Source organism: Pseudomonas sp. LSJ-87 (assembly GCF_032971465.1).
Lineage (GTDB): Bacteria > Pseudomonadota > Gammaproteobacteria > Pseudomonadales > Pseudomonadaceae > Aquipseudomonas > Aquipseudomonas putida_Z.
The window spans coordinates 131926-153030 of the sequence record NZ_JAWJYQ010000012.1 but is presented as its reverse complement, the minus strand read 5'-3'; the positions used below and the strand labels follow the sequence as shown (position 1 = coordinate 153030).

The 21105-nt window shown below is 63.0% G+C and carries 20 protein-coding genes; 5 read left to right on the top strand and 15 right to left on the bottom strand.

What is annotated here, in order from left to right; translation table 11 throughout:
- Nucleotides 1-119: 119 nt before the first annotated feature.
- From zapE to RYH74_RS09615, 3 genes are all read right to left on the bottom strand, one after another.
- Nucleotides 120-1214, bottom strand: a complete 1095-nt coding sequence (gene zapE / locus RYH74_RS09625; protein ID WP_025340562.1) for a cell division protein ZapE — start codon at nt 1212-1214, stop codon at nt 120-122.
- Between the two features lie 164 nt (nt 1215-1378).
- Nucleotides 1379-2728 carry a tryptophan--tRNA ligase gene (locus RYH74_RS09620; protein ID WP_317409320.1) on the bottom strand — a complete coding sequence of 450 codons (1350 nt, stop codon included), beginning with the start codon at nt 2726-2728 and terminating at the stop codon, nt 1379-1381.
- A gap of 25 nt (nt 2729-2753) precedes the next feature.
- Complete coding sequence (locus RYH74_RS09615) at nt 2754-3389, bottom strand: alpha/beta hydrolase (RefSeq protein ID WP_317409319.1); 636 nt, start codon at nt 3387-3389, stop codon at nt 2754-2756.
- A 135-nt stretch (nt 3390-3524) separates the two neighbouring features.
- On the opposite strand from RYH74_RS09615, the gene RYH74_RS09610 reads away from it, so the two are divergent.
- Nucleotides 3525-3962 (top strand): YhcB family protein, encoded by a 438-nt coding sequence (locus RYH74_RS09610; RefSeq protein ID WP_025340565.1) that lies wholly within the window; start codon nt 3525-3527, stop codon nt 3960-3962.
- Between the two features lie 162 nt (nt 3963-4124).
- On the opposite strand, the gene RYH74_RS09605 is transcribed toward RYH74_RS09610, so the two are convergent.
- The gene (locus tag RYH74_RS09605; protein ID WP_286100546.1) at nt 4125-5321 is read right to left on the bottom strand and encodes a methionine gamma-lyase; all 1197 of its coding nucleotides are present in this window, start codon (nt 5319-5321) and stop codon (nt 4125-4127) included.
- Nucleotides 5322-5448: 127 nt separating this feature from the next.
- Between RYH74_RS09605 and RYH74_RS09600 the strand changes: the two genes are divergently transcribed.
- Nucleotides 5449-5928: an Lrp/AsnC family transcriptional regulator gene (locus RYH74_RS09600; protein WP_016498026.1), complete on the top strand. Its 480-nt coding sequence runs from the start codon at nt 5449-5451 to the stop codon at nt 5926-5928.
- Between the two features lie 240 nt (nt 5929-6168).
- Here the strand turns inward: RYH74_RS09600 and cysN are convergent, their stop codons facing one another.
- The 3 genes from cysN to RYH74_RS09585 form a co-directional block, all read right to left on the bottom strand.
- On the bottom strand, nt 6169-8070 hold the full coding sequence (gene cysN / locus RYH74_RS09595; RefSeq protein WP_075046275.1) for a sulfate adenylyltransferase subunit CysN: 1902 nt from the start codon (nt 8068-8070) through the stop codon (nt 6169-6171).
- A 15-nt stretch (nt 8071-8085) separates the two neighbouring features.
- The gene (gene cysD / locus RYH74_RS09590) at nt 8086-9003 is read right to left on the bottom strand and encodes a sulfate adenylyltransferase subunit CysD (protein WP_317409316.1); all 918 of its coding nucleotides are present in this window, start codon (nt 9001-9003) and stop codon (nt 8086-8088) included.
- A 247-nt stretch (nt 9004-9250) separates the two neighbouring features.
- The gene (locus RYH74_RS09585; protein ID WP_075046277.1) at nt 9251-10009 is read right to left on the bottom strand and encodes a Nif3-like dinuclear metal center hexameric protein; all 759 of its coding nucleotides are present in this window, start codon (nt 10007-10009) and stop codon (nt 9251-9253) included.
- A 169-nt stretch (nt 10010-10178) separates the two neighbouring features.
- Between RYH74_RS09585 and algW the strand changes: the two genes are divergently transcribed.
- A complete protein-coding gene (algW, locus tag RYH74_RS09580; RefSeq protein ID WP_025340570.1) occupies nt 10179-11339 on the top strand; it encodes a Do family serine endopeptidase AlgW in 1161 nt (386 codons plus the stop codon).
- A gap of 136 nt (nt 11340-11475) precedes the next feature.
- Here algW and RYH74_RS09575 read toward each other — a convergent pair whose 3' ends face one another.
- The 4 genes from RYH74_RS09575 to RYH74_RS09560 all read right to left on the bottom strand — a co-directional run bounded on the left by RYH74_RS09575 (nt 11476) and on the right by RYH74_RS09560 (nt 15633).
- Nucleotides 11476-12240, bottom strand: coding sequence for an amino acid ABC transporter ATP-binding protein (locus RYH74_RS09575; RefSeq protein WP_003251792.1), 765 nt, complete (start codon nt 12238-12240; stop codon nt 11476-11478).
- Nucleotides 12241-12250: 10 nt separating this feature from the next.
- A complete protein-coding gene (locus tag RYH74_RS09570) occupies nt 12251-13348 on the bottom strand; it encodes an amino acid ABC transporter permease (RefSeq protein ID WP_025340571.1) in 1098 nt (365 codons plus the stop codon).
- Nucleotides 13349-13358: 10 nt separating this feature from the next.
- Nucleotides 13359-14537 (bottom strand): amino acid ABC transporter permease, encoded by a 1179-nt coding sequence (locus RYH74_RS09565; RefSeq protein ID WP_025340572.1) that lies wholly within the window; start codon nt 14535-14537, stop codon nt 13359-13361.
- A gap of 67 nt (nt 14538-14604) precedes the next feature.
- On the bottom strand, nt 14605-15633 hold the full coding sequence (locus tag RYH74_RS09560) for an amino acid ABC transporter substrate-binding protein (protein ID WP_075046278.1): 1029 nt from the start codon (nt 15631-15633) through the stop codon (nt 14605-14607).
- Between the two features lie 331 nt (nt 15634-15964).
- On the opposite strand from RYH74_RS09560, the gene RYH74_RS09555 reads away from it, so the two are divergent.
- Together RYH74_RS09555 and rhlB are read left to right on the top strand one after the other, a co-directional pair.
- Complete coding sequence (locus RYH74_RS09555) at nt 15965-16621, top strand: alpha/beta hydrolase (protein WP_317409315.1); 657 nt, start codon at nt 15965-15967, stop codon at nt 16619-16621.
- A gap of 101 nt (nt 16622-16722) precedes the next feature.
- A complete protein-coding gene (gene rhlB / locus RYH74_RS09550) occupies nt 16723-18186 on the top strand; it encodes an ATP-dependent RNA helicase RhlB (protein WP_025340574.1) in 1464 nt (487 codons plus the stop codon).
- A 128-nt stretch (nt 18187-18314) separates the two neighbouring features.
- On the opposite strand, the gene moaE is transcribed toward rhlB, so the two are convergent.
- From moaE to RYH74_RS09530, 4 genes are all read right to left on the bottom strand, one after another.
- Nucleotides 18315-18761 (bottom strand): molybdopterin synthase catalytic subunit MoaE, encoded by a 447-nt coding sequence (moaE, locus tag RYH74_RS09545; protein ID WP_075046280.1) that lies wholly within the window; start codon nt 18759-18761, stop codon nt 18315-18317.
- A 2-nt stretch (nt 18762-18763) separates the two neighbouring features.
- Nucleotides 18764-19009 (bottom strand): molybdopterin converting factor subunit 1, encoded by a 246-nt coding sequence (gene moaD, locus RYH74_RS09540; protein WP_025340576.1) that lies wholly within the window; start codon nt 19007-19009, stop codon nt 18764-18766.
- Entirely contained in the window at nt 19009-19479 is a 471-nt protein-coding gene (gene moaC / locus RYH74_RS09535) for a cyclic pyranopterin monophosphate synthase MoaC (protein ID WP_003251775.1), read from the bottom strand. The genes moaD and moaC overlap by 1 nt, the downstream gene beginning before the upstream one ends.
- Nucleotides 19480-19595: 116 nt before the next feature.
- Entirely contained in the window at nt 19596-20990 is a 1395-nt protein-coding gene (locus tag RYH74_RS09530; RefSeq protein ID WP_013974146.1) for a PhoH family protein, read from the bottom strand.
- Nucleotides 20991-21105: the final 115 nt, after the last annotated feature.

Here is a 21105-nt window from a genome sequence, read left to right as displayed (position 1 = left end):
GCTCTGCAGCCCATCGCAGGCAAGCCAGCTCCCACAGGTATTGCATAACTCTCAAGGGCTGCGCTAAACCTGTGGGAGCTGGCTTGCCTGCGATGGGCCGCAAAGCGGCCCCGGCAATTTCAAGGCTTGTGCGCCCGCGCCAGAAACTCGTGCGACTGCATCTCCAGCAAGCGGCTCAGGGTACGCTGGAACTCGAAGGCCAAGCGCCCACCGGTATACAGGTCCTTCAGCTCCACCTCGGCCGAGATGATCAGCTTGACGTTGCGGTCGTAGAACTCGTCCACCATGTTGATGAAGCGGCGGGCGATGTCGTCGGTGGTGACACCCATCTGCTCCACGTTGCTCAACAGCACGGCATGGAAGATCTTGCCCAGTTCGATGTAGTCGTTCTGGCTGCGGGGGCCGTCGCACAGGGCGCGGAAGTCGAACCAGGCCACGTCGTCACAGGTAAGCAGAGCATTGATCGGGCGATTCTCGATCATCAGCACGTCGTTCTCGACCGCCTGGGTGCATTCAGGGGTCAGCGCCTTGAAGCTGGCGCGCAGGCTCTGATGCGCCGCCTCATCGAGCGGGTAGTGGTACAGCTCGGCCTGCTCCAGGTGACGCAGGCGGTAGTCGACCCCGCTGTCGACGTTCACCACCTCGGTGTACTGCTTGATCATGGCGATGGCGGGCAGGAAGCGCGCGCGCTGCAGGCCGTCCTTGTACAGGCCGTCCGGCACGATGTTGGAAGTAGCCACCAGCGATACGCCGTTCTTGAACAACTCTTCCATCAGGGTGCCGAGGATCATCGCGTCGGTAATGTCCGATACGAAGAATTCGTCGAAACAGATGACCTTGGCTTCTTCGCTGAAGCGCTTGGCAATGATGGTCAGCGGGTTCTTCTCGCCCTTGAGGGTTTTCATTTCCTCGTGCACACGCTTCATGAAGCGGTGGAAGTGCGTGCGCATCTTCTGCTTGAACGGCAGCGCCTCGAAGAAGGTATCGACCAGGTAGGTCTTGCCTCGCCCTACCCCACCCCAGAAGTACAGGCCCTTGACCGGGGTCTGCTCCTTCTTGCCGAACAGCTTGCCGAACACGCCCGGCTTGTTGTTCTGCGCGTGCACCAGGTCGTCGTACAGGCGCTGCAGGTGACGCACCGCAGTTTCCTGCGCCGCGTCATGGAAGAAGTCGGGACGTTTCAGATCTGCTTGATATCGTTCTAGGGGCGTCATGATTCGTTAGCGAGGCAACAAAAAACGGGCCGTCACTGTAGCGACAGGCCCGCTTAATGGCAATGCGACTTGCGTCAATATGCCTCATCCAGACCAACTAAGTGCTGGATGGCGCCGGCTTTGCCGGTGTTCGCGGGTAAACCCGCTCCTACAGGCGAAATGCCTCAGTCCGGTTGAGGAGCAAGCGCTGCACGCAGGCTTTCAATGGCCGAATCACGGGCTTCGGCGCTGTCGAACTGCGGCCCGTCGGCAACCTGTTCGCCGTTCAACCACAGGCCGAAGCCCAGGCCTTCGACGCGCACATCCGCCTCGCCACCTTGCTGCAGCTGCTTGCTCACGGCGCCGGCGCTCTTGCCATCGGCGAAGCTGCGCGACAGCAGCAGTTGTTCGCCGTCAGCGGCCAGCAGGCGGAAGCGGAAGCTGCCGTCTTCATCGCGGAAGCTGACGAAACGCGCGCTCTTGGCGGCCTTCTTCTTCACTTCGGTGCTGGCCTGCACGCTGCTGCGGAACGAACGCAGGCCAACGGCCTCGCGCAGTTGCTCGAGGAATGGCGTGGCGATCTTGCGAGCCTTGGCGGCACCGGCCAGCAGGATGTCTTCCAGGTCCGCCGGGCGGGCGATCAGCTGGTGGTAGTACTCGCGCCTCTCGGCCAACTGGCCGTCCAGCAGCTGGAACAGGCGCTGCTTGGCCTCGCCCCAGCCCAGGCCCTGCAGCAGTTCTTCACGGAACTCGGCGCACTGCGCCGGCGTCGAGAAGGCCTGGAACAGGGTGAACAGGTGAGCATTGTCCGGGTCTTTCGCTTCGCCAGGCGCACGCGAGTCGGTGACGATGCGCGAGATGGCGTCTTTCATCTCCTTGGCGCTGGTGAACAGCGGGATGGTGTTGTCGTAGCTCTTGGACATCTTGCGCCCGTCCAGGCCCGGCAAGGTCGCCACGCTCTCCTCGATCACCGCTTCCGGCAGGGCGAAGAAGTCCTTGCCCTGGCCGAACAGGTGGTTGAAGCGTTGGCCGATGTCGCGGGCCATTTCCACGTGCTGGATCTGGTCACGGCCGACCGGCACCTTGTTGGCGTTGAACATCAGGATGTCCGCGGCCATCAGCACCGGGTAGCTGTACAGGCCCATGGTCACGCCGGCATCCGGGTCTTCGCCGTTTTCCAGGTTCTTGTCCACCGAGGCCTTGTAGGCGTGCGCGCGATTGAGCAGGCCCTTGGCGCTGACGCAGGTCAGCAGCCAGGTCAGCTCGGGGATTTCCGGGATATCGGACTGGCGGTAGAAGGTCACCTTGTCCGGATCGAGGCCACCGGCCAGCCAGGTGGCGGCGATTTCCAGGCGCGAACGCTGGATGCGCAGCGGGTCGTCGCACTTGATCAGGGCGTGGTAGTCGGCCAGGAAATAGAACGAGTCGACACCGGGCTGCTGGCTGGCACGGATCGCCGGGCGGATGGCGCCGGCGTAGTTGCCCAGGTGCGGAGTGCCGGTGGTGGTGATACCGGTAAGAATGCGCGTGGTCATGGGTGTTCGCTTATTCAGGCTTGGCTCAGTTCGAAAGGCGCGGCAGCAGCAGATCCTTCAGATCGGTCAGCTTGCCATGGAAGAAGTGTCCGCATTCTGCCACTTTCAGCAGCTCATGGGGGCGCGACAGGCTGTCGGACCATTCGTAAACCAGCTGCGGGGCGACGACTTCGTCGGCGTCCGGCTGCACCACGGTGATCGGGCAGCGCTGTGGCGGCGGGAAATCCGCCGTCAGGCGCATGACCGCTGGGGCGATCATGAACAGCTGCTGCAGCTCTACCCCGGCGGCCTCCAGGCGGCCGGCCAGGCTGGTGGCGACGAAGCCACCGAACGAGAAGCCCATCAGCACCAGCGGCAGGCCCAGATGCTTCTCGCGCAGCCAGGCCGCAGCGGCCTCGGCATCGGCCACCTCGCCAGCGCCCATGTCATGGGTGCCGGCGCTCTGCCCTACGCCACGGTAGTTGAACCGCAAGGTCACGTAGCCGGCGTCGCGGGCGGTGCGCTGCAGGGTCGAGACCACCTTGTTGAGCATGGTGCCACCCTGGACCGGGTTGGGGTGGCAGATCAGCACCGCGCCACGTGCATTGGCCACGTCCAGGTACAAGGCTTCCAGCTGGCCGCTGGGGCCATCGATGAACAAGGGGGTTTCGCGGACAAGCAAGGCACTACTCCGTGACCTCGGGAGGGGTCGATTCGTCTAGGTGAGGAATTCTGTTCTGATTTGCGATCGCTCGCGGTATACAGCGCAGGTCTGAGCCGTTAACGTAAAGCAAAGCCGTTTATAGAGGAAGGACTCGTGGAACTCTCGCTCCTTGTTTGGTTGTTGCCGACCCTGGCCCTGGTCATCGGCGTGGTGGTTGGTTTCGTCGTCGCTCGCCTGCTGCCCAATGCCGCGCCGAGCAGCACCCAGCGTCAGCTGGATGACATCCAGAAGCGTTTCGACAGCTACCAGAACGAAGTGGTCACCCACTTCAACAGCACCGCCGTGCTGGTCAAGAAACTGACCCAGAGCTATCAGGACGTCCAGGATCACCTGGCCGACGGCGCCAATACCCTGGCCCTCGACGATGTGACCCGTCAGCGCCTGCTGGCCGCCCTGCATTCCGAAGGCAGCCAGGGCCCACGTGACCGCCTGACCCCGCCGAAGGACACTGCCGAAGTACCGCGCGACTACGCGCCGAAAGCGCCGAACTCGCCGGGCATGCTCGACGAGAGCTACGGGCTCAAGCGCTGATCTGCCGAACATTAAAAAGGCCTCGCAAGAGGCCTTTTTTGTGGGCTGGATTCACTGGCCTCTTCGCGGGTGAACCCGCTCCCACAGGGTCGGCGCAGGTTTCAAATACTGCGCCTGACCTGTGGGAGCGGGTTTACCCGCGAAGAGGCCGGCCCAGGCAACCTAGCTGCAAGCCTGCAATGCCTGCTCGACATCCGCCAGCAGGTCCTCCACATCCTCCAGCCCCACCGACAGGCGCACCAGCCCCTCCGATATCCCGTGATGCGCCCGTTCCTTCGCGGTATAGCTGGAGTGCGTCATGCTCGCCGGATGCTGCGCCAGCGACTCGGCATCGCCCAGGCTCACCGCACGGGCAAACAGTTGCAGGCCATTCATGAACCTGCGCCCGGCCTCGATACCACCCTTGAGCTCGAAGGCGATCATCCCGCCCGGCAAACGCATCTGCCGCTGCGCCAGCTCGTACTGGGCAAACGACGGCAACCCCGGGTAGTGAATCAGCTCCACCTGCGGCTGCCGGGCCAGAAACTCCGCCACCTGCAGGGCATTGGCGCAATGGCGGTCCATGCGCAGGGCGAGGGTCTTGACCCCGCGCATCAGCAGCGCCGCATCGTGGGGCGACAGCACCGCCCCGGTCATGTCCTTCAGCCCTTCCAGGCGAATGCGGTCGACGAGCGCCTTGCGCCCCACCACCAGCCCGGCAGTGATATCACCGTGGCCACTGAGGTACTTGGTCGCCGAATGCACCACCAGGTCCGCCCCCAGCTCCAGCGGCCGCTGCAGGTAGGGCGTGCAGTAGGTGTTGTCGACCACCACATGCACATCATGCCCGCGCACCGCCTCGGCCACCGCGGCGATATCCACCAGCTGCATGTTGGGGTTGGCCGGCGTTTCGAAGTAGATCATCCGCGTTTTGCTGTTGATCGCCGCTTTCAGGGCCTTGCCGTCGTTCAGGTCGACATGGCGGATCTTTACCCCGAATTCGCTAATGCCATGGTGCAGGAAAGCAAAGGTGCAGCCGTACAAAGTACGCCCGACGATCAGCTCATCGCCGGGGCGCAGCAGGGTCCAGATCGTCGAGGTGATGGCCCCCATGCCCGACGCCAATGCCAACCCCGCCTCGCCGCCCTCCAGCGAGGCCATGCGCTGTTCCAGCAGGGCCAGGGTAGGGTTGGAGATGCGGCTGTAGAAATGCCCCGGCTCCTCCCCGGCGAAGCAGGCAGCGCCGTATTCCACGGTGGGGAAGGCATAGGTAGCGGTCTGGTACACCGGCGGCACCAGGGCGCCACCGTGGGAAAGCGGGTCGTAGCCATGGTGAATGGCCCGCGTGGAAAAACCGGTGTTGTTATGGGAGTCGCGCATGGCAACAGCCTCTTGTGGTTTGCTATAAGCTTATGCCACCGAGCTGCCCGATTTTTTCCAAAATAGCCCACGCATCCAAGTGCTTGCTGGAACAAAAACAATAATTACCGGACCAGGAGGGCAAAACATGCCTTCAAGCCTCGACCGCACCGACCGCGCCCTGCTCGCTGCCCTGCAGGACAACGCCCGCCTCACCGTTGCCGAACTTGCCGACCAGGTAGCGCTGACCACTTCGCCGTGCTGGCGGCGGGTCAAGTTGCTGGAGGACAACGGCTACATCACCGGCTACCAGGCCATCCTCTCGCCCAAGTCGCTGGGGTTTGGCGTGACCGCGTTCGTCAGCATCATGATGGACTCGCACACCAAGGACATGGCGCTGGCGTTCGAGCAGCGGCTGATGGAAATTCCCGAGATTGTCGCCTGCCACAACATCTCCGGGCGCTACGACTTCTTGCTGGAGATTCTGGCGCGGGATCTGGAGTCGTTTGGCGAGTTCACCCGGGAAGTGCTGCAGCGGTTACCGGGGGTGAAGGAGATCTATTCAAGTTTTTCCTACAAGGCAGTGAAGGAGCGGCGGGTGATACCGGTATCGGAAAAACACATCTGAACAACTTGCGCGATCCGTTTGGGAGCAACTGTCTTGCTCAAAATCTAGAAGCGTGCGCAGTCCCTGTGGGAGCGGCTTTAGCCGCGAACACCGGCACAGCCGGTGCCATCCACCGCGCCGCCTGCTTCGCGGGTGAACCCGCTCCCACAGGTACAGCGTGAGCCCGAAGCATGCGCTGTATCTGCGGGAACAAGAAACAAAAAACCCCGCCGGAGCGGGGTTTTTCTTGCAGCCTGGCGCTTAGATCGCACCACGCTGACGCAGCACGTCCAGCACCTGTTTCACGCCCTCGTCCACGCTGGTGGCCTGAGTGTCGATCACAAGGTCGGCGTCCAGCGGCACATCGTACGGGAAGCTTTCGCCCGGGATGTTATCGCCACCAGCAGCGTACAAGCCTTGCGGGTCGCGCTCACGGCAGGCCAGCGGCGAGGCCTGGACGTAAACGGTTACCAGGCGCTCCTTGCCGATCAACGCCTTGGCCTGTTCGCGGCCTTCGGCATCCGGGGCCACGAACGCAGCCAGGGTCAGCAGGCCGGCTTCGTTGAACTGGCGCGCCACATGGGCGGCGCGGCGCCAGTTTTCGGTACGGCCAGCGCGGTCCTGTGGCAGGCCCTTGTTCAGGTCGTGGCGCAGGTTCTGGCCGTCGAGCACGTACACCGCACGGCCCATGTCGAACAGCTTGCGCTCCACGGCGTAGGCCAGGGTGCTCTTGCCAGCGCCGGACAGGCCACTGAACAGCACGGTCGCAGGCTGCTGGCCGAAGCGCAGGGCGCGCTCTTCGGTGGCCACATGGCTCAGCTTGCCATGATGGCCGGTGCTGCCGTGTGGCAGGACTGGCGGGGCGATGATCATGCCGGCGCCAACGGTGCCGTTGGTCAGGCGGTCGATGACGATGAACGCACCGGTGGTGCGGTTGCTGTCGTAACCGTCCAGGGCGATCGAGGCGTCCAGGGACACCTTGACGCGGCCGATCTCGTTCAGCTGCAGCGCGCTGGCAGCGCCCTGCTCCAGGGTGTTCACATCGACCTTGTGGGTGATGCTGGCAATCGAGCCCGGCACGTAGCTGGTGGCGCGCTTGATGTCGTATTTCTTGCCCGGGAGCATCGGCTCCTCGGCCATCCACACCAGCATGGCGTCGAACTGGTCGGTGACTGGCGGGACGTTGTCGGCATGCACCAGCAGGTCGCCACGGGAGATGTCGATCTCGTCTTCCATGGTCAGGGTCACGGCCTGGCCAGGGCCTGCGTTTTCCAGCTCGCCTTCGTAGGTGACGATGGACTTGACGCGGCTGCTCTTGCCCGACGGCAGCACGACGATTTCGTCGCCCTTGTGCACCACGCCGCTGGCGATGGTGCCGGCGAAGCCACGGAAGTTCAGGTTCGGACGGTTGACGTACTGCACCGGGAAGCGCAGGTCGGTGAAGTTGCGGTCGGCCGACACTTCGACGGTTTCGAGGATTTCCATCAGCGTCGGGCCGGCGTACCACGGCGAACGCTCGCTGTGGTTGACCACGTTGTCGCCCTTGAGCGCCGACATCGGCACGAAATGCAGGCTGCTCGGGGTCAGGTTGATGGCTTCGGCGAACTTCAGGTAATCGGCCTTGATCGACTCGAAGACGCCCTGATCGAAGCCCTTGAGGTCCATCTTGTTGACCGCGACGACGATGTGCTTGATGCCCAGCAAAGAGGCAATGTAGCTGTGGCGGCGGGTCTGGGTCTGCACGCCGTAGCGGGCGTCGACCAGGATGATCGCCAGGTCGCAGGTGGACGCGCCGGTAGCCATGTTGCGGGTGTACTGCTCGTGGCCCGGGGTGTCGGCAATGATGAACTTGCGCTTGGCGGTGGAGAAGTAGCGGTAGGCGACATCGATGGTGATGCCCTGCTCGCGCTCGGCCTGCAGGCCGTCGACCAGCAGTGCCAGGTCGACTTCCTCGCCGGTGGTGCCGACTTTCTTCGAATCACGGGTGATGGCCTCGAGGTGGTCCTCGTAGATCATCTTCGAGTCGTGCAGCAGGCGCCCGATCAGGGTGCTCTTGCCGTCGTCGACGTTGCCGCAGGTCAGGAAGCGCAGCAGTTCCTTGCGCTCGTGCTGGGCCAGGTAGGCGAGGATGTCCTCGCTGATCAGATCAGATTGGTGCGACATGGAGTAACCCTGAAATTAGAAGTAGCCTTGGCGTTTCTTGTCTTCCATGGAACCGGCGCCATCGTGGTCGATGACACGGCCCTGGCGTTCGGACGTACGGGTCAGGAGCATTTCCTGGATGATGTCCGTCAGGGTCTCGGCTTCCGACTCGACAGCACCCGTCAGCGGGTAGCAGCCAAGGGTACGGAAACGCACCTTCTTCTTGACGATGCGTGCTTTCTCTTCATCGGTGAGATGTTCGAGGATGCGCTCATCGTCGATCATGATCAGGGTGCCGTTCTTCTCGATGACTTCACGCTCGGCGGCGAAGTACAGCGGCACGATCGGGATGCCTTCGAGGTAGATGTACTGCCAGATGTCCAGCTCGGTCCAGTTCGACAGCGGGAACACGCGGATCGACTCGCCCTTGTTGACCTTGCCGTTGTACACGTTCCACAGTTCCGGGCGCTGGTTCTTCGGGTCCCAGCGGTGCTTGCTGTCACGGAACGAGTACACGCGCTCCTTGGCCCGCGATTTCTCTTCGTCGCGGCGCGCACCACCGAAGGCGGCGTCGAAACCATGCTTGTCCAGCGCCTGCTTCAGGCCCTGGGTCTTCATGATGTCGGTGTGCTTGGAGCTGCCATGGGTGAACGGGTTGATGCCCTGCGCCACACCCTCGGGGTTGACGTGGGTGATCAGCTCCAGGCCCATTTCCTCGACCATCTTGTCGCGGAAGCTGTACATCTCCTGGAATTTCCACTGGGTGTCGACGTGCATCACCGGGAACGGCAGCTTGCCCGGGAAGAAGGCCTTGCGCGCCAGGTGCAGCATCACGGCGGAATCCTTGCCGATCGAGTACAGCATCACCGGGTTTTCGAACTCGGCGGCCACCTCGCGGATGATGTGGATGCTCTCCGCCTCCAGCTGTTTCAAGTGCGTCAGTTTGTCGACCATGGCTACTCACGAAAAACGATCTTATGGACGGCCTGCGGGCCGTGTTCGAGCGAGCCACTTTATCACAGCGGCTGCTTCTATTTAGGAGGCTGGCTAGATCGAAAAAGTCTAACGATATGACTGGGGGTTTGGGCCAGCAGGCCTGTCCTATTCGCGGGTAAACCCGCTCCCACAGGGATCCCGCAGGCCTGGGATCAACACTGTCCCTGTGGGAGCGGGTTTACCCGCGAAGAAGGCGACGCCGATGTCAGATCGGGTTCGGGCAATCGATGAACAGGTGCTCCACGGCAAAGCGCCGCGCCAGGTAATCACCCAGCGCCTGTACCCCATACCGCTCGGTGGCATGGTGCCCGGCGGCAATGAAGCTGACGCCATTCTCGCGGGCACTATGGTAGGTCTGCTCCGACGCCTCACCGGTCAGGTACAGGTCCACCCCGGCCGCGATCGCCGTGTCGATGTAGCCCTGCCCGCCCCCGGTGCACCAGCCGACCCGGCGGATCATCTGCTCACCTTCGACCAGCAAAGGCTCACGCCCCAGCACCTCCCGCACCCGCCGGGCGAAGTCGCGGGCGGTCATCGGCTCGGCCAGCGAGCCGACCATGCCGACTACCTTGGGGTTCTCAGGGTCCAGCGGCCCTTCGACAGTAATGTCCAGCTGCCGCGCCAGTTGCACGTTGTTGCCCACGTCCGGGTGCACATCCAGCGGCAGGTGGAACGCCAGCAGGCTGATGTCGTTGTTCAACAGGGTCTTCAGCCGGCGCTGCCGGATACCGGTGACGCACGGGTTCTCACCCTTCCAGAAGTAGCCATGGTGCACCAGCACCAGGTCGGCCTCGGCCTCGACCGCCGCATCCAGCAGCGCCTGGCTGGCGGTAACGCCGCTGACGATGCGGCTGACCTGCGGCCGGCCTTCGACCTGCAGGCCGTTGGGGCAATAATCCTGGATCTTCGCGCTGCCCAGGTAACGCTCGGCTTCCTCGACCAAGGTGTTCAGAGCGACGGCCATGAAAATCTCCTCGAAATCTGCGTTTTTCTCGGGCACAACGCCCATGCAACGCCCGTATAATGCCGGCCATTATGGGCCGTCGCCGGCACTGGGGGAACCGGTGTATGATCGCGCGCGCTCATGCCCCACCGCACGGTCACCGTCCCCCGGCCCTTTCCAGGATTCATTCATGTTCAAGGCTTTGCGTTATTTTGGCTGGCCCCTGCTTACCGGCGTACTGATCGCCATGCTGATCATCCAGCGCTTCCCGGAATGGGTCGGCCTGCCCAGTCAGGACGTCAACCTGCAACAGGCGCCGCAGACCTCGCGGATCATGCAGGGCCCGGTATCCTACGCCGACGCCGTGACCCTGGCCGCCCCGACGGTGGTCAACCTGTACACCACCAAGGTGGTGAACAAGAGCGCCCACCCGTTGTTCGAAGACCCGCAGTTCCGCCGCTTCTTCGGCGACAACCTGCCCAAGCAGCGCCGCTGGGAGTCGAGCCTGGGCTCGGCGGTGATCATGAGCCCCGAGGGCTACCTGCTGACCAACAACCACGTCACCAGTGGTGCCGACCAGATCGTCGTGGCCCTGAAGGATGGCCGCGAGACCCTGGCCCGGGTGATCGGCAGCGACCCGGAAACCGACCTGGCGGTGCTGAAGATCGACCTGAAGAGCCTGCCGGCGATCACCATCGGCCGCTCCGACAACATTCACATCGGCGACGTTTCGCTGGCCATCGGTAACCCGTTCGGGGTCGGCCAGACCGTGACCATGGGCATCATCAGCGCCACCGGCCGCAACCAGCTGGGCCTGAACAACTACGAAGACTTTATCCAGACCGACGCCGCGATCAACCCGGGCAACTCCGGCGGTGCGCTGGTGGATGCCAACGGCAACCTGATCGGCATCAACACGGCGATTTTCTCCAAATCCGGCGGTTCGCAGGGCATCGGCTTCGCCATCCCGGTGAAACTGGCACTGGAGGTGATGAAATCGATCATCGAGCACGGCCAGGTGATCCGTGGCTGGCTGGGTATCGAAGTACAGCCGCTGAGCCAGGAGCTGGCCGAATCGTACGGCATGAAGGACCGCCCGGGCATCGTGGTGGCGGGTATCTTCCGCGAAGGGCCGGCGGCAAAGGCCGGGTTGCAGCTGGGTGACGTGATCCTGAGCATCAACGGCGAGCCGGCCGGTGACGGGCGCAAGTCGATGAACCAGGTGGCGCGGATCAAGCCCAACGAGAAGATCACCATCGAGGTGATGCGCAATGGGCAGCAGTTGAAGCTGATCGCCGAGGTGGGGCTGCGGCCGCCACCGGCGCCGGCAGTCGCCAAGGAAGAGAAGTAAGGCTTCGATCTGGGGCTGCTTTGCAGCCCATCGCCGGCAAGCCAGCTCCCACAGGTATTGCACAGGGCTTGAGGCTGATGTGATAACTGTGGGAGCTGGCTTGCCGGCGATGGGCCGCAAAGCGGCCCCTTTTGCATCAATGCAGGATCTGGCTCAGGAACAACTTGGTCCGGTCACTGCGTGGCCGGTCGAAGAAGTCATCCGGCGCCGCCTGCTCGACGATCTCGCCCTTGTCCATGAAGATCACCCGGTTCGCCACGGTCCGGGCAAAGCCCATCTCGTGGGTCACGCAGAGCATGGTCATGCCATCCTCGGCCAGGCCCACCATGGTATCGAGCACCTCCTTGACCATTTCCGGGTCCAGCGCCGAGGTCGGTTCGTCGAACAGCATGATCTTCGGTTTCATGCACAAGGCGCGGGCAATCGCCACACGCTGCTGCTGGCCACCGGACAACTGCCCAGGGTACTTGTGCGCCTGCTCCGGAATACGCACCCGCTCCAGGTAGTGCATGGCGATTTCCTCGGCCTTGCGCCGCGGCATCTTGCGCACCCACATCGGCGCCAGGGTGCAGTTTTCCAGAATGCTCAGGTGCGGGAACAGGTTGAAGTGCTGGAACACCATGCCCACTTCGCGGCGGATGGCCTCGATCTGCTTGAGGTCGTTGGTCAGCTCCACACCATCGACCACGATGCGCCCCTGCTGGTGCTCTTCCAGGCGGTTGAGGCAACGGATGGTGGTGGACTTGCCCGAGCCGGACGGCCCGCACAGCACGATGCGCTCGCCCTGGCGCACGTTCAGGTTGATGTCCTTGAGCACATGGAACTGGCCGTACCACTTGTTCACGCCCTGCATCTGGATGATGCCTTCGGGGCCGGCAGGCTGCTTGATCGCTTCACTCATTTCGAAACTCCTAACGCTTGTGGCCAGTGTCCAGCTTGCGCTCCAGGTGCATGGAGTAGCGGGACATACCGAAACAGAAAATCCAGAACACCAGGGCGGCAAACACGTAGCCCTCGGTAGCCATGCCCAGCCAGGCCGGGTCGGCGGCGGCTTGCTTGACGCTGTTCAGCAGGTCGAACAGGCCGATGATGATCACCAGGCTGGTGTCCTTGAACAGGGCAATGAAGGTGTTGACGATGCCGGGGATCACCAGCTTGAGCGCCTGCGGCAGAATCACCAGGCCCATCGCCCGCCAGTAGCCCAGGCCCATGGCCGCGGCAGCTTCGTACTGGCCCTTGGGGATGGCCTGCAGGCCACCACGCACCACCTCGGCGATGTACGCCGACTGGAACAGGATCACGCCGATCATCGCCCGCAGCAGCTTGTCGAAGCTCATGCCCTCAGGCAGGAACAACGGCAGCATCACCGATGACATGAACAGCACGGTGATCAGCGGCACGCCGCGCCAGAACTCGATGAAGGTCACGCACACCACCTTCACCGCCGGCATCTTCGAGCGCCGCCCCAGGGCCAGCAGGATGCCCAGCGGCAATGCGCCGACAATGCCCACGGTGGCGATCACCAGGGTCAGCATCAGCCCGCCCCACTGGCTGGTCGGTACGTTTTCCAGGCCCAGCACGCCCCCGTGCAGCAGGGCGTAGGCCAGCAGCGGGTACAGCACCAGGAAGCCCAGGCCGTAGAAGGCCTTGCGCGGGAAACGCTTGATGAACAGCGGCGCGGCGCCAAGCACGGCAAGCCACACGGTCAGGTCCACGCGCCAGCGCAACTCGGCCGGGTAGTAGCCATACATGAACTGGCCGAAGCGCTGCTGCACGAACACCCAGCAGGCGCCCTCCTTGGTGCAGTCGGCGCGGGTGGTACCGACCCAGTTGGCGTCAAGCAACGCCCACTGCAGCAACGGTGGCACGATCAGCCACACCAGGTAGATGGCGAACAGGGTCAGCAGCGTGTTGAGCCAGCTGGAGAACAGATTGGCACGCATCCATGCGAGCACGCCTACGGTTTTCACCGGTGGCGGCATGTCGGGTTTGAAAACATGGGCATTCACGGGCGTATCCTCACCGCTCGATCAGCGCAATGCGCTTGTTGTACCAGTTCATCAGCAGCGAAATGCTGATGCTGATGGCGAGATAGACACTCATGGTGATGGCGATCACCTCGATGGCCTGGCCGGTCTGGTTGAGCACGGTACCGGCGAACAGCGAGACCATCTCCGGGTAGCCGATACCGGCCGCCAGCGACGAGTTCTTCGCCAGGTTCAGGTACTGGCTGGTCAGCGGCGGAATGATCACCCGCAGTGCCTGGGGGATGATCACCTTGCGCAGGGTCGGACCCTCGCGCAGGCCCAGCGAGCGCGCGGCCTCGGTCTGGCCATGGCTGACCGAACGGATACCGGAGCGCACGATCTCGGCGATGAACGCAGCGGTGTAGATGGTCAATGCCAGGGTCAGCGCCAGCAGCTCGGGGATCAGTACCCAGCCACCGACGAAGTTGAATCCTTTCAATTGCGGCACTTCCCAGTGCACCGGGCTGCCGAACAGCAGTGCACAAACACCCGGAATGGCGATGAACAGCGCCAGCCCCACCCAGAACTTGTGGAACGGCACGCCGGTCTCGTCGAAGCGCTTGTTGGCAAAGCGCACCATCGCCACGATGGCCAGCAGCGCCAGGACCAGGGCCACGACGAACGGCCAGAAGCCTTCGGCCATGGACGCGCCGGGCATGTTCAGGCCACGGTTGCTGATGAAGAAGGTGTCGTCGATATTGATGCTGCCCCGCGGTCCCGGCAGGGTCAGGAACACGGCAAAGTACCAGAACAGGATCTGCAACAACGGCGGGATGTTGCGGAAGGTTTCCACATACACGGTCGCCAGCTTGTTGATCATCCAGTTCGGCGACAACCGCGCCACACCGATGATGAAGCCGAGGATGGTCGCCAGCACCACGCCGATGAAGGTCACCAGCAGGGTGTTGAGCAGGCCGATGACGAACACCCGCGCATAGCTGTCGGATTCCACGTAGGGGATCAGATGCTGGGCGATGCCGAAGCCGGCACTGCGGTCGAGGAAGTCGAAGCCCGAGGTGATGCCCCGGTGTTGCAGGTTGGTTTGCGTGTTGTGGAACAGATACCAGCCCAGACCGACCACGAAGACTATCGTGAGAATCTGGAACAGCCACGCGCGCACACGCGGATCGTTAAGGGACAAGCCCTTGGGTGCGCCGATTTGATTTTGCATGAAGTGCCCCGGACAGTAGGGATTCGAACAGCCTGCGGCGGCGGAATGCCGCCGCAGGGTGCAGCCATCAGCGCACAGGTGGCGCGTACTGGATGCCGCCGTTGTTCCACAGGGCGTTCATGCCACGGTCGATCTTCAGGTCGGTGCCCTGGCCCAGGTTCTTCTCGAACACTTCGCCATAGTTGCCGACTTGCTTGACGATCTGCACTACCCAGTCCTTGGGCAGCTTGAGGTCCTTGCCGTACTCGCCGTCCGCACCCAGCAGGCGGGCGACGTCCGGGTTCTTGGTGCCTTTGGCCTCGGCCTCGACGTTCTTCGAGGTGATGCCCGCCTCTTCGGCGTTGAGCATGGCGAACAGGGTCCACTTGACGATGCTGAACCACTCCTCGTCGCCTTTGCGCACCACCGGGCCCAGCGGTTCCTTGGAGATGGTTTCCGGCAGTACCACGTAGTCGGTCGGCGCGGCCAGCTTGGAGCGCTGGGCGAACAGCTGCGACTTGTCCGAGGTCAGCACGTCGCAACGACCGGACTCCAGCGACTTGGCGCTTTCGTCGGAGGTGTCGAAGGTGATCGGGGTATATTTCAGGCCATTGGCGCGGAAGAAGTCCGACACGTTCAGCTCGGTGGTGGTACCCGCCTGGATGCAGATGGTCGCGCCATCGAGCTCCTTGGCGCTGGAAACACCCAGCTTCTTGTTGACCAGGAAACCGACGCCGTCATAGTAGGTAACACCGGCGAATACCAAGCCCATGCCAGCATCACGCGAGCTGGTCCAGGTGGTGTTGCGCGACAGCACATCGACTTCGCCCGACTGCAGGGCGGTGAAGCGTTCCTTGGCGTTGAGCTGGCTGAACTTGACCTTGGTGGCGTCGCCGAACACGGCGGCGGCCACGGCGCGGCACACGTCGGCGTCGATACCAACGATCTTGCCCTGCGCATCAGGTACCGAGAAGCCTGGAAGACCGTCGCTCACGCCACACTGGACGAAGCCCTTCTTCTTTACCGCATCGAGGGTGGCGCCGGCCTGGGCGTTGCTCACGGCGCCCAGCGCGGCGGCAGCGGTCAGGACTGCCAGGGTGGTTTTCAACATCTTCATTCACAACCTCCAAATCGCTCTTGTTGTATCGAGCCGGAATTGCACCGCACCCTTTTGAGGCGTATCCGACCCGTATTGGCTTGTTATTGGGTCAATGGCGCAATGGACTGTTCTGTGACAGCCTTCGCGTGCAAAGGGTGTTACCGTCACGGCCTGCCCTTTGCATCATTGGTTGAATTGCAAAGCGCGTACCAGAATTTACGGCTGTAGCGTTTAAGCGCTCGTCAAGTAGGGAAAGTTGTATCGTTGCGACATTCTTTTTCCGACAATCATTTCCAGCGCCTTCTTTTCACGCACGCCATAACAAGACCCGCACACTTTCGGAGCAGTCATGACCAACCCGCTGATTCTCGAACCGCAGAAAACCGCAGATGCCTGTGTGATCTGGTTGCACGGCCTGGGTGCCGACCGTTACGACTTCCTACCAGTGGCCGAATTCATGCAGGAGCGCCTGCTCAGCACCCGTTTCGTCATGCCCCAGGCTCCAACCCGCCCGGTAACCATCAACGGCGGCTACGCCATGCCCAGCTGGTACGACATCAAGGCCATGACCCCGGCCCGTGCCATCGACGAGGCGCAGCTGGAAGAATCGGCCGAGCAGCTCATTGCCCTGATCAAGGCCGAGCAGGCCAAAGGCATCAGCCTGTCGCGGATCTTCCTGGCCGGTTTCTCCCAGGGCGGCGCAGTGGTGCTGCACACTGCCTATATAAAGTGGCAAGAAGCGCTGGGGGGCGTGATCGCCCTGTCCACCTACGCCCCCACCTTCAACGACCAGCATCAGTTGAGCGCCTGCCAGCAACGCACCTCGGCGCTGTGCCTGCACGGCGTGCACGACCCGGTGGTGATCCCTTCCATGGGCCGCACCGCCTTCGAGTACCTGAATACCTGGGGCGTCGCCGCCCGCTGGCACGAATACCCGATGGAACATGAAGTGGTGGTGGAAGAGTTGAGCGACATCCACGACTGGCTGAGCAAGCAATTGCAATAAGCCAGGGCCGCCTGTAGTTGTAAGGCTATTCCACTACGCCGCGCCTGAATCTTGCTTTACACTGCCCGGCGTACATTCCTTAACCAGTTGACGAGACGATCGTGCTCAAGGCACTCAAGAAAATTTTCGGCAAGGGAGACGCCGCGCCACAGGCCGTCGCTCCTGCTGCCAGCGTGACGCTGCCTGCGCCCGCACCCGCCAGCGAGGCCCAGCCTGCGGCAAAACCGGCCGCCCCACGCGCCACCCCAGCACCACAGGCCGAACAGCCTGCCGCCGTTACTCCAGCCGCCGACAAGCCGGCCAAGGACAAACCGCGTCGCGAGCGCAAGCCCAAGCCGCAGGCCAGCCTGTGGAAACCGGAAGACTTCGTGGTCGAGCCGCAGGAAGGCAAGACCCGCTTCCACGACTTCAAGCTGTCCAACGAGGTGATGCACGCCATCCACGACCTGGGCTTCCCGTACTGCACGCCGATCCAGGCACAGGTGCTGGGTTACACCCTGCGTGGCCAGGACGCCATCGGCCGGGCCCAGACCGGTACCGGCAAGACTGCGGCGTTCCTGATCTCGATCATTTCCCAGCTGCAGCAGACGCCGCCGCCGAAGGAACGCTACATGGGCGAGCCACGCGCGCTGATCATCGCGCCCACCCGCGAGCTGGTGGTGCAGATCGCCAAGGATGCCATCGCCCTGACCAAGTACACCGGCCTGAACGTGATGAGCTTCGTCGGCGGCATGGACTTCGACAAGCAGCTCAAGGCCCTGGAAGCGCGCCATTGCGACATCCTGGTGGCCACTCCGGGCCGCCTGCTGGACTTCAACCAGCGCGGTGAGGTGCACCTGGACATGGTCGAGGTGATGGTGCTGGACGAAGCCGACCGCATGCTCGACATGGGTTTCATCCCCCAGGTGCGCCAGATCATTCGCCAGACGCCGCCGAAAAGCGAGCGCCAGACCCTGCTGTTCTCCGCCACCTTCACCGACGACGTGATGAACCTGGCCAAGCAATGGACCACCAACCCGGCCATCGTCGAGATCGAGCCGGAGAACGTTGCCAGCGAAACGGTGGAGCAGCACGTCTATGCGGTGGCCGGCAGCGACAAGTACAAGCTGCTGTACAACCTGGTGACCCAGAACAAGTGGGAACGGGTGATGGTGTTTGCCAACCGCAAGGACGAAGTGCGGCGCATCGAGGAAAAACTCGTGCGCGACGGCATCAATGCCGCGCAGTTGTCGGGCGACGTGCCGCAGCACAAGCGTATCCGTACCCTGGAGAACTTCCGCGAAGGGCGCATCACCGTGCTGGTGGCAACCGACGTGGCGGGGCGTGGCATTCACATCGATGGCATCAGCCACGTGATCAACTTCACCCTGCCGGAAGACCCGGACGACTACGTGCACCGCATTGGCCGGACAGGCCGTGCGGGCACCAGTGGCGTGTCGATCAGCTTTGCCGGTGAGGATGACTCGTACCAGCTGCCCGCGATCGAAGAGCTGCTGGGGCGCAAGATCAAGTGTGAAATGCCGCCGGATGAACTGCTGAAGCCGGTGCCGCGCAAGCACCATTGACCTATGCCGGCCTCTTCGCGGGTAAACCCGCTCCCACAGGTACTGCACAGCCTTCAAAATCTGTGGTGTACCTGTGGGAGCGGGTTCACCCGCGAACCGGGGCTCCGCCCCGGCCATCAAACAAGGATCTACCAGCGCCCAGCGGCATCCTGGTCACTCTGCTTCCCTTCCACCCACCGTGCCCCTTCCTGGGTATTTTCCTTCTTCCAGAACGGCGCCCGGGTCTTCAGGTAGTCCATGATGAAGTTGCAGGCATCGAACGCCGCCTGCCGATGGGCACTGGCCACACCGACGAACACGATCGGTTCGCCCGGTTCCAGCGCACCGATGCGGTGCAGCACCTCCACCTTGAGCAGCGGCCAGCGCTGCTCGGCCTCGACCACGATCTTGGCCAGGGCCTTTTCGGTCATGCCCGGATAGTGCTCTAGGAACATCCCCGCCACTTCGCGGCCATCGTTGAAATCCCGCACGTAGCCGACAAAACCGACCACCGCGCCCACGCCGACATTCGCCGCGTGCATGGCATTGGTCTCGGCCCCCGGGTCGAACGCGCCTACCTGTACTCGCACAGCCATGTTCAGCCTCCGGTCACCGGCGGGAAGAATGCCACTTCATCGCCCTCTTCCAGCGGCTCATCGAGCTTGCACAGTTCTTCGTTGCGCGCACACATCAGGTTCTGCTCGGCCAGCACTTCGTACTGCCCGCCCTTGGCCACCAGGGCCTGGCGCACATCGTCGAGCACCGTGAACGCGCCCTCCACGCGCTCGGCATCCACGCCCAGCAGTTCGCGGTAACGGGCGAAGTACATCACCTTGACCTTCATCACGCCTCCACCTTGTAGTGGCCGCTCTTGCCGCCGAGTTTTTCCAGCAGGCGCACCTGCTCGATGACCATACCTTTATCCACAGCCTTGCACATGTCATAGATCGTCAGCGCGGCAACACTGGCGGCGGTCAGCGCCTCCATCTCCACGCCGGTCTGCCCGGCCAGCTTGCAGCGGGCGACGATACGCACGGCGTCCTGCCCCTCGGCGCTGAGCTCGACCTTGACGCTGGTAAGCATCAATGGGTGGCACAGCGGGATCAGGTCGCTGGTCTTCTTCGCCGCCTGGATCCCGGCAATGCGCGCCACGGCGAACACGTCGCCCTTGGGGTGTTCACCGTCGACGATCATCTGCAAGGTCTGCGGCAACATGCGCACCCGCGCCTCGGCAGTGGCCTCGCGCTCGGTCACGGCCTTTTCAGTGACGTCGACCATGTTGGCCCGCCCCTGGGAATCAAGATGTGTCAGCACTGCTCTGCTCCTGTGAAGGGAACTTGCAGTGTAAACCTGTGAGTCAGGTTTGAGCAGAGGGGTGCGTCAACCGTGCCCGCGAGAAGGCCGGGCGGCGAACCGCCCGGCGAAGAGGGTTACAGATGCGACTCGGCGTACTCGGCCAGCACCGAGCGTGGCACGCCCTGCAGGGTGATGTGCACGCCATGGGGGAAGTCCTTGAAGCGCTCGGTCAGGTAGGTCAGGCCCGAGCTGGTCGCGGACAGGTAGGGAGTATCGATCTGCGCCAGGTTGCCCAGGCAGACCACCTTGGACCCCGAGCCGGCACGGGTGATGATGGTTTTCATCTGGTGCGGCGTCAGGTTCTGGCACTCGTCGATCAGGATCAGGCTCTGCTGGAAGCTACGGCCACGGATGTAGTTCAGCGACTTGAACTGCAACGGCACGCGCTCGAGGATGTACTCGACGCTGCCATGGGTGCTCTCGTCATCCATGTGCAAGGCTTCGAGGTTGTCGGTGATGGCGCCCAGCCAGGGTTCCATCTTCTCGGCCTCGGTACCCGGCAGGAAGCCGATCTCCTGGTCCAGCCCCTGCACGCTGCGGGTGGCGATGATGCGCCGGTAGCGCTTGCTGACCATGGTCTGTTCGATGGCCGCGGCCAGGGCCAGGATGGTCTTGCCGGAACCGGCGGCGCCGGTCAGGTTGACCAGGTGGATATCCGGGTCGAGCAGGGCGAACAGCGCCAGGCTCTGGTGGATGTCACGCGGTTTCAGGCCCCAGGCTTCCTGGTGCAGCAGCGGTTCCTGGTGCAGGTCGAGCAACAGCAGCTCATCGTTGCGGATACCCTTGATCCAGCCGACGAAGCCCTGTTCATCGATGATGAACTCATTGACGTGAACCGCCGGCAGGTTGTCGATCAATTGCACGCGGTGCCAGGTGCGGCCACGCTCCTGGCGGGTATCGACCTTGCTCACCCGGTCCCAGAACGAGCCGGTGACCGAATGGTAGCCCTTGGACAGCAAGGACACGTCATCGACCAGCTGGTCGGTGCTGTAGTCCTCGGCCGCGATGCCACAGGCACGCGCCTTCAGGCGCATGTTGATGTCTTTGGTGACCAGCACAACGTCCAGGTCGGTGCGCCGGGCCCGTACTTCGAGCAACTGGTTGATGATGATGTTGTCGTTGAGGTTTTCCGGCAGCAGCTTGTTCGGCTCGTTGCGCGGAGTCATCAGGATGGACAGGAAGCCCTTGGGCCCGCTCTTGCCACGCTGGATCGGCACGCCCTGCTCGACATCGCTGGGCGAGGCGTCACCAAGGGTCTGGTCGATCAGCCGAATGGCCTGGCGGCATTCGGCGGCGATGGTCTGTTTGCCGGTCTTGAGCTTGTCGAGTTCCTCCAGCACCGTCATCGGGATGGCGACATGGTGCTCCTCGAAGTTCAGTAACGCGTTGGGGTCGTGAATCAGGACGTTGGTATCGAGCACATACAGGATAGGCTTGCTGGAGGAAGGGTTGCGTCCTTGGTCATCCATACTCGGTCACCTTATGTCGAAGCCACACGGCGTGGTCTGTTACGCCGCAGAGTGACTGCCGCTGTCCCCGTATCCGCGTTGTTACGGGCGGGAAGCGAACCTGGCTAGGTGGGCC

What these genes read in the sequence shown, in the direction of transcription:
- zapE (WP_025340562.1), bottom strand. Translation starts at nt 1,214, where the DNA reads ATGACGCCCCTAGAACGATATCAAGCAGATCTGAAACGTCCCGACTTC.
- RYH74_RS09620 (WP_317409320.1), bottom strand. Translation starts at nt 2,728, where the DNA reads ATGACCACGCGCATTCTTACCGGTATCACCACCACCGGCACTCCGCAC.
- RYH74_RS09605 (WP_286100546.1), bottom strand. Translation starts at nt 5,321, where the DNA reads ATGCGCGACTCCCATAACAACACCGGTTTTTCCACGCGGGCCATTCAC.
- RYH74_RS09600 (WP_016498026.1), top strand. Translation starts at nt 5,449, where the DNA reads ATGCCTTCAAGCCTCGACCGCACCGACCGCGCCCTGCTCGCTGCCCTG.
- cysN (WP_075046275.1), bottom strand. Translation starts at nt 8,070, where the DNA reads ATGTCGCACCAATCTGATCTGATCAGCGAGGACATCCTCGCCTACCTG.
- cysD (WP_317409316.1), bottom strand. Translation starts at nt 9,003, where the DNA reads ATGGTCGACAAACTGACGCACTTGAAACAGCTGGAGGCGGAGAGCATC.
- RYH74_RS09585 (WP_075046277.1), bottom strand. Translation starts at nt 10,009, where the DNA reads ATGGCCGTCGCTCTGAACACCTTGGTCGAGGAAGCCGAGCGTTACCTG.
- algW (WP_025340570.1), top strand. Translation starts at nt 10,179, where the DNA reads ATGTTCAAGGCTTTGCGTTATTTTGGCTGGCCCCTGCTTACCGGCGTA.
- RYH74_RS09575 (WP_003251792.1), bottom strand. Translation starts at nt 12,240, where the DNA reads ATGAGTGAAGCGATCAAGCAGCCTGCCGGCCCCGAAGGCATCATCCAG.
- RYH74_RS09565 (WP_025340572.1), bottom strand. Translation starts at nt 14,537, where the DNA reads ATGCAAAATCAAATCGGCGCACCCAAGGGCTTGTCCCTTAACGATCCG.
- RYH74_RS09560 (WP_075046278.1), bottom strand. Translation starts at nt 15,633, where the DNA reads ATGAAGATGTTGAAAACCACCCTGGCAGTCCTGACCGCTGCCGCCGCG.
- RYH74_RS09555 (WP_317409315.1), top strand. Translation starts at nt 15,965, where the DNA reads ATGACCAACCCGCTGATTCTCGAACCGCAGAAAACCGCAGATGCCTGT.
- moaE (WP_075046280.1), bottom strand. Translation starts at nt 18,761, where the DNA reads ATGGCTGTGCGAGTACAGGTAGGCGCGTTCGACCCGGGGGCCGAGACC.
- moaD (WP_025340576.1), bottom strand. Translation starts at nt 19,009, where the DNA reads ATGAAGGTCAAGGTGATGTACTTCGCCCGTTACCGCGAACTGCTGGGC.
- RYH74_RS09530 (WP_013974146.1), bottom strand. Translation starts at nt 20,990, where the DNA reads ATGGATGACCAAGGACGCAACCCTTCCTCCAGCAAGCCTATCCTGTAT.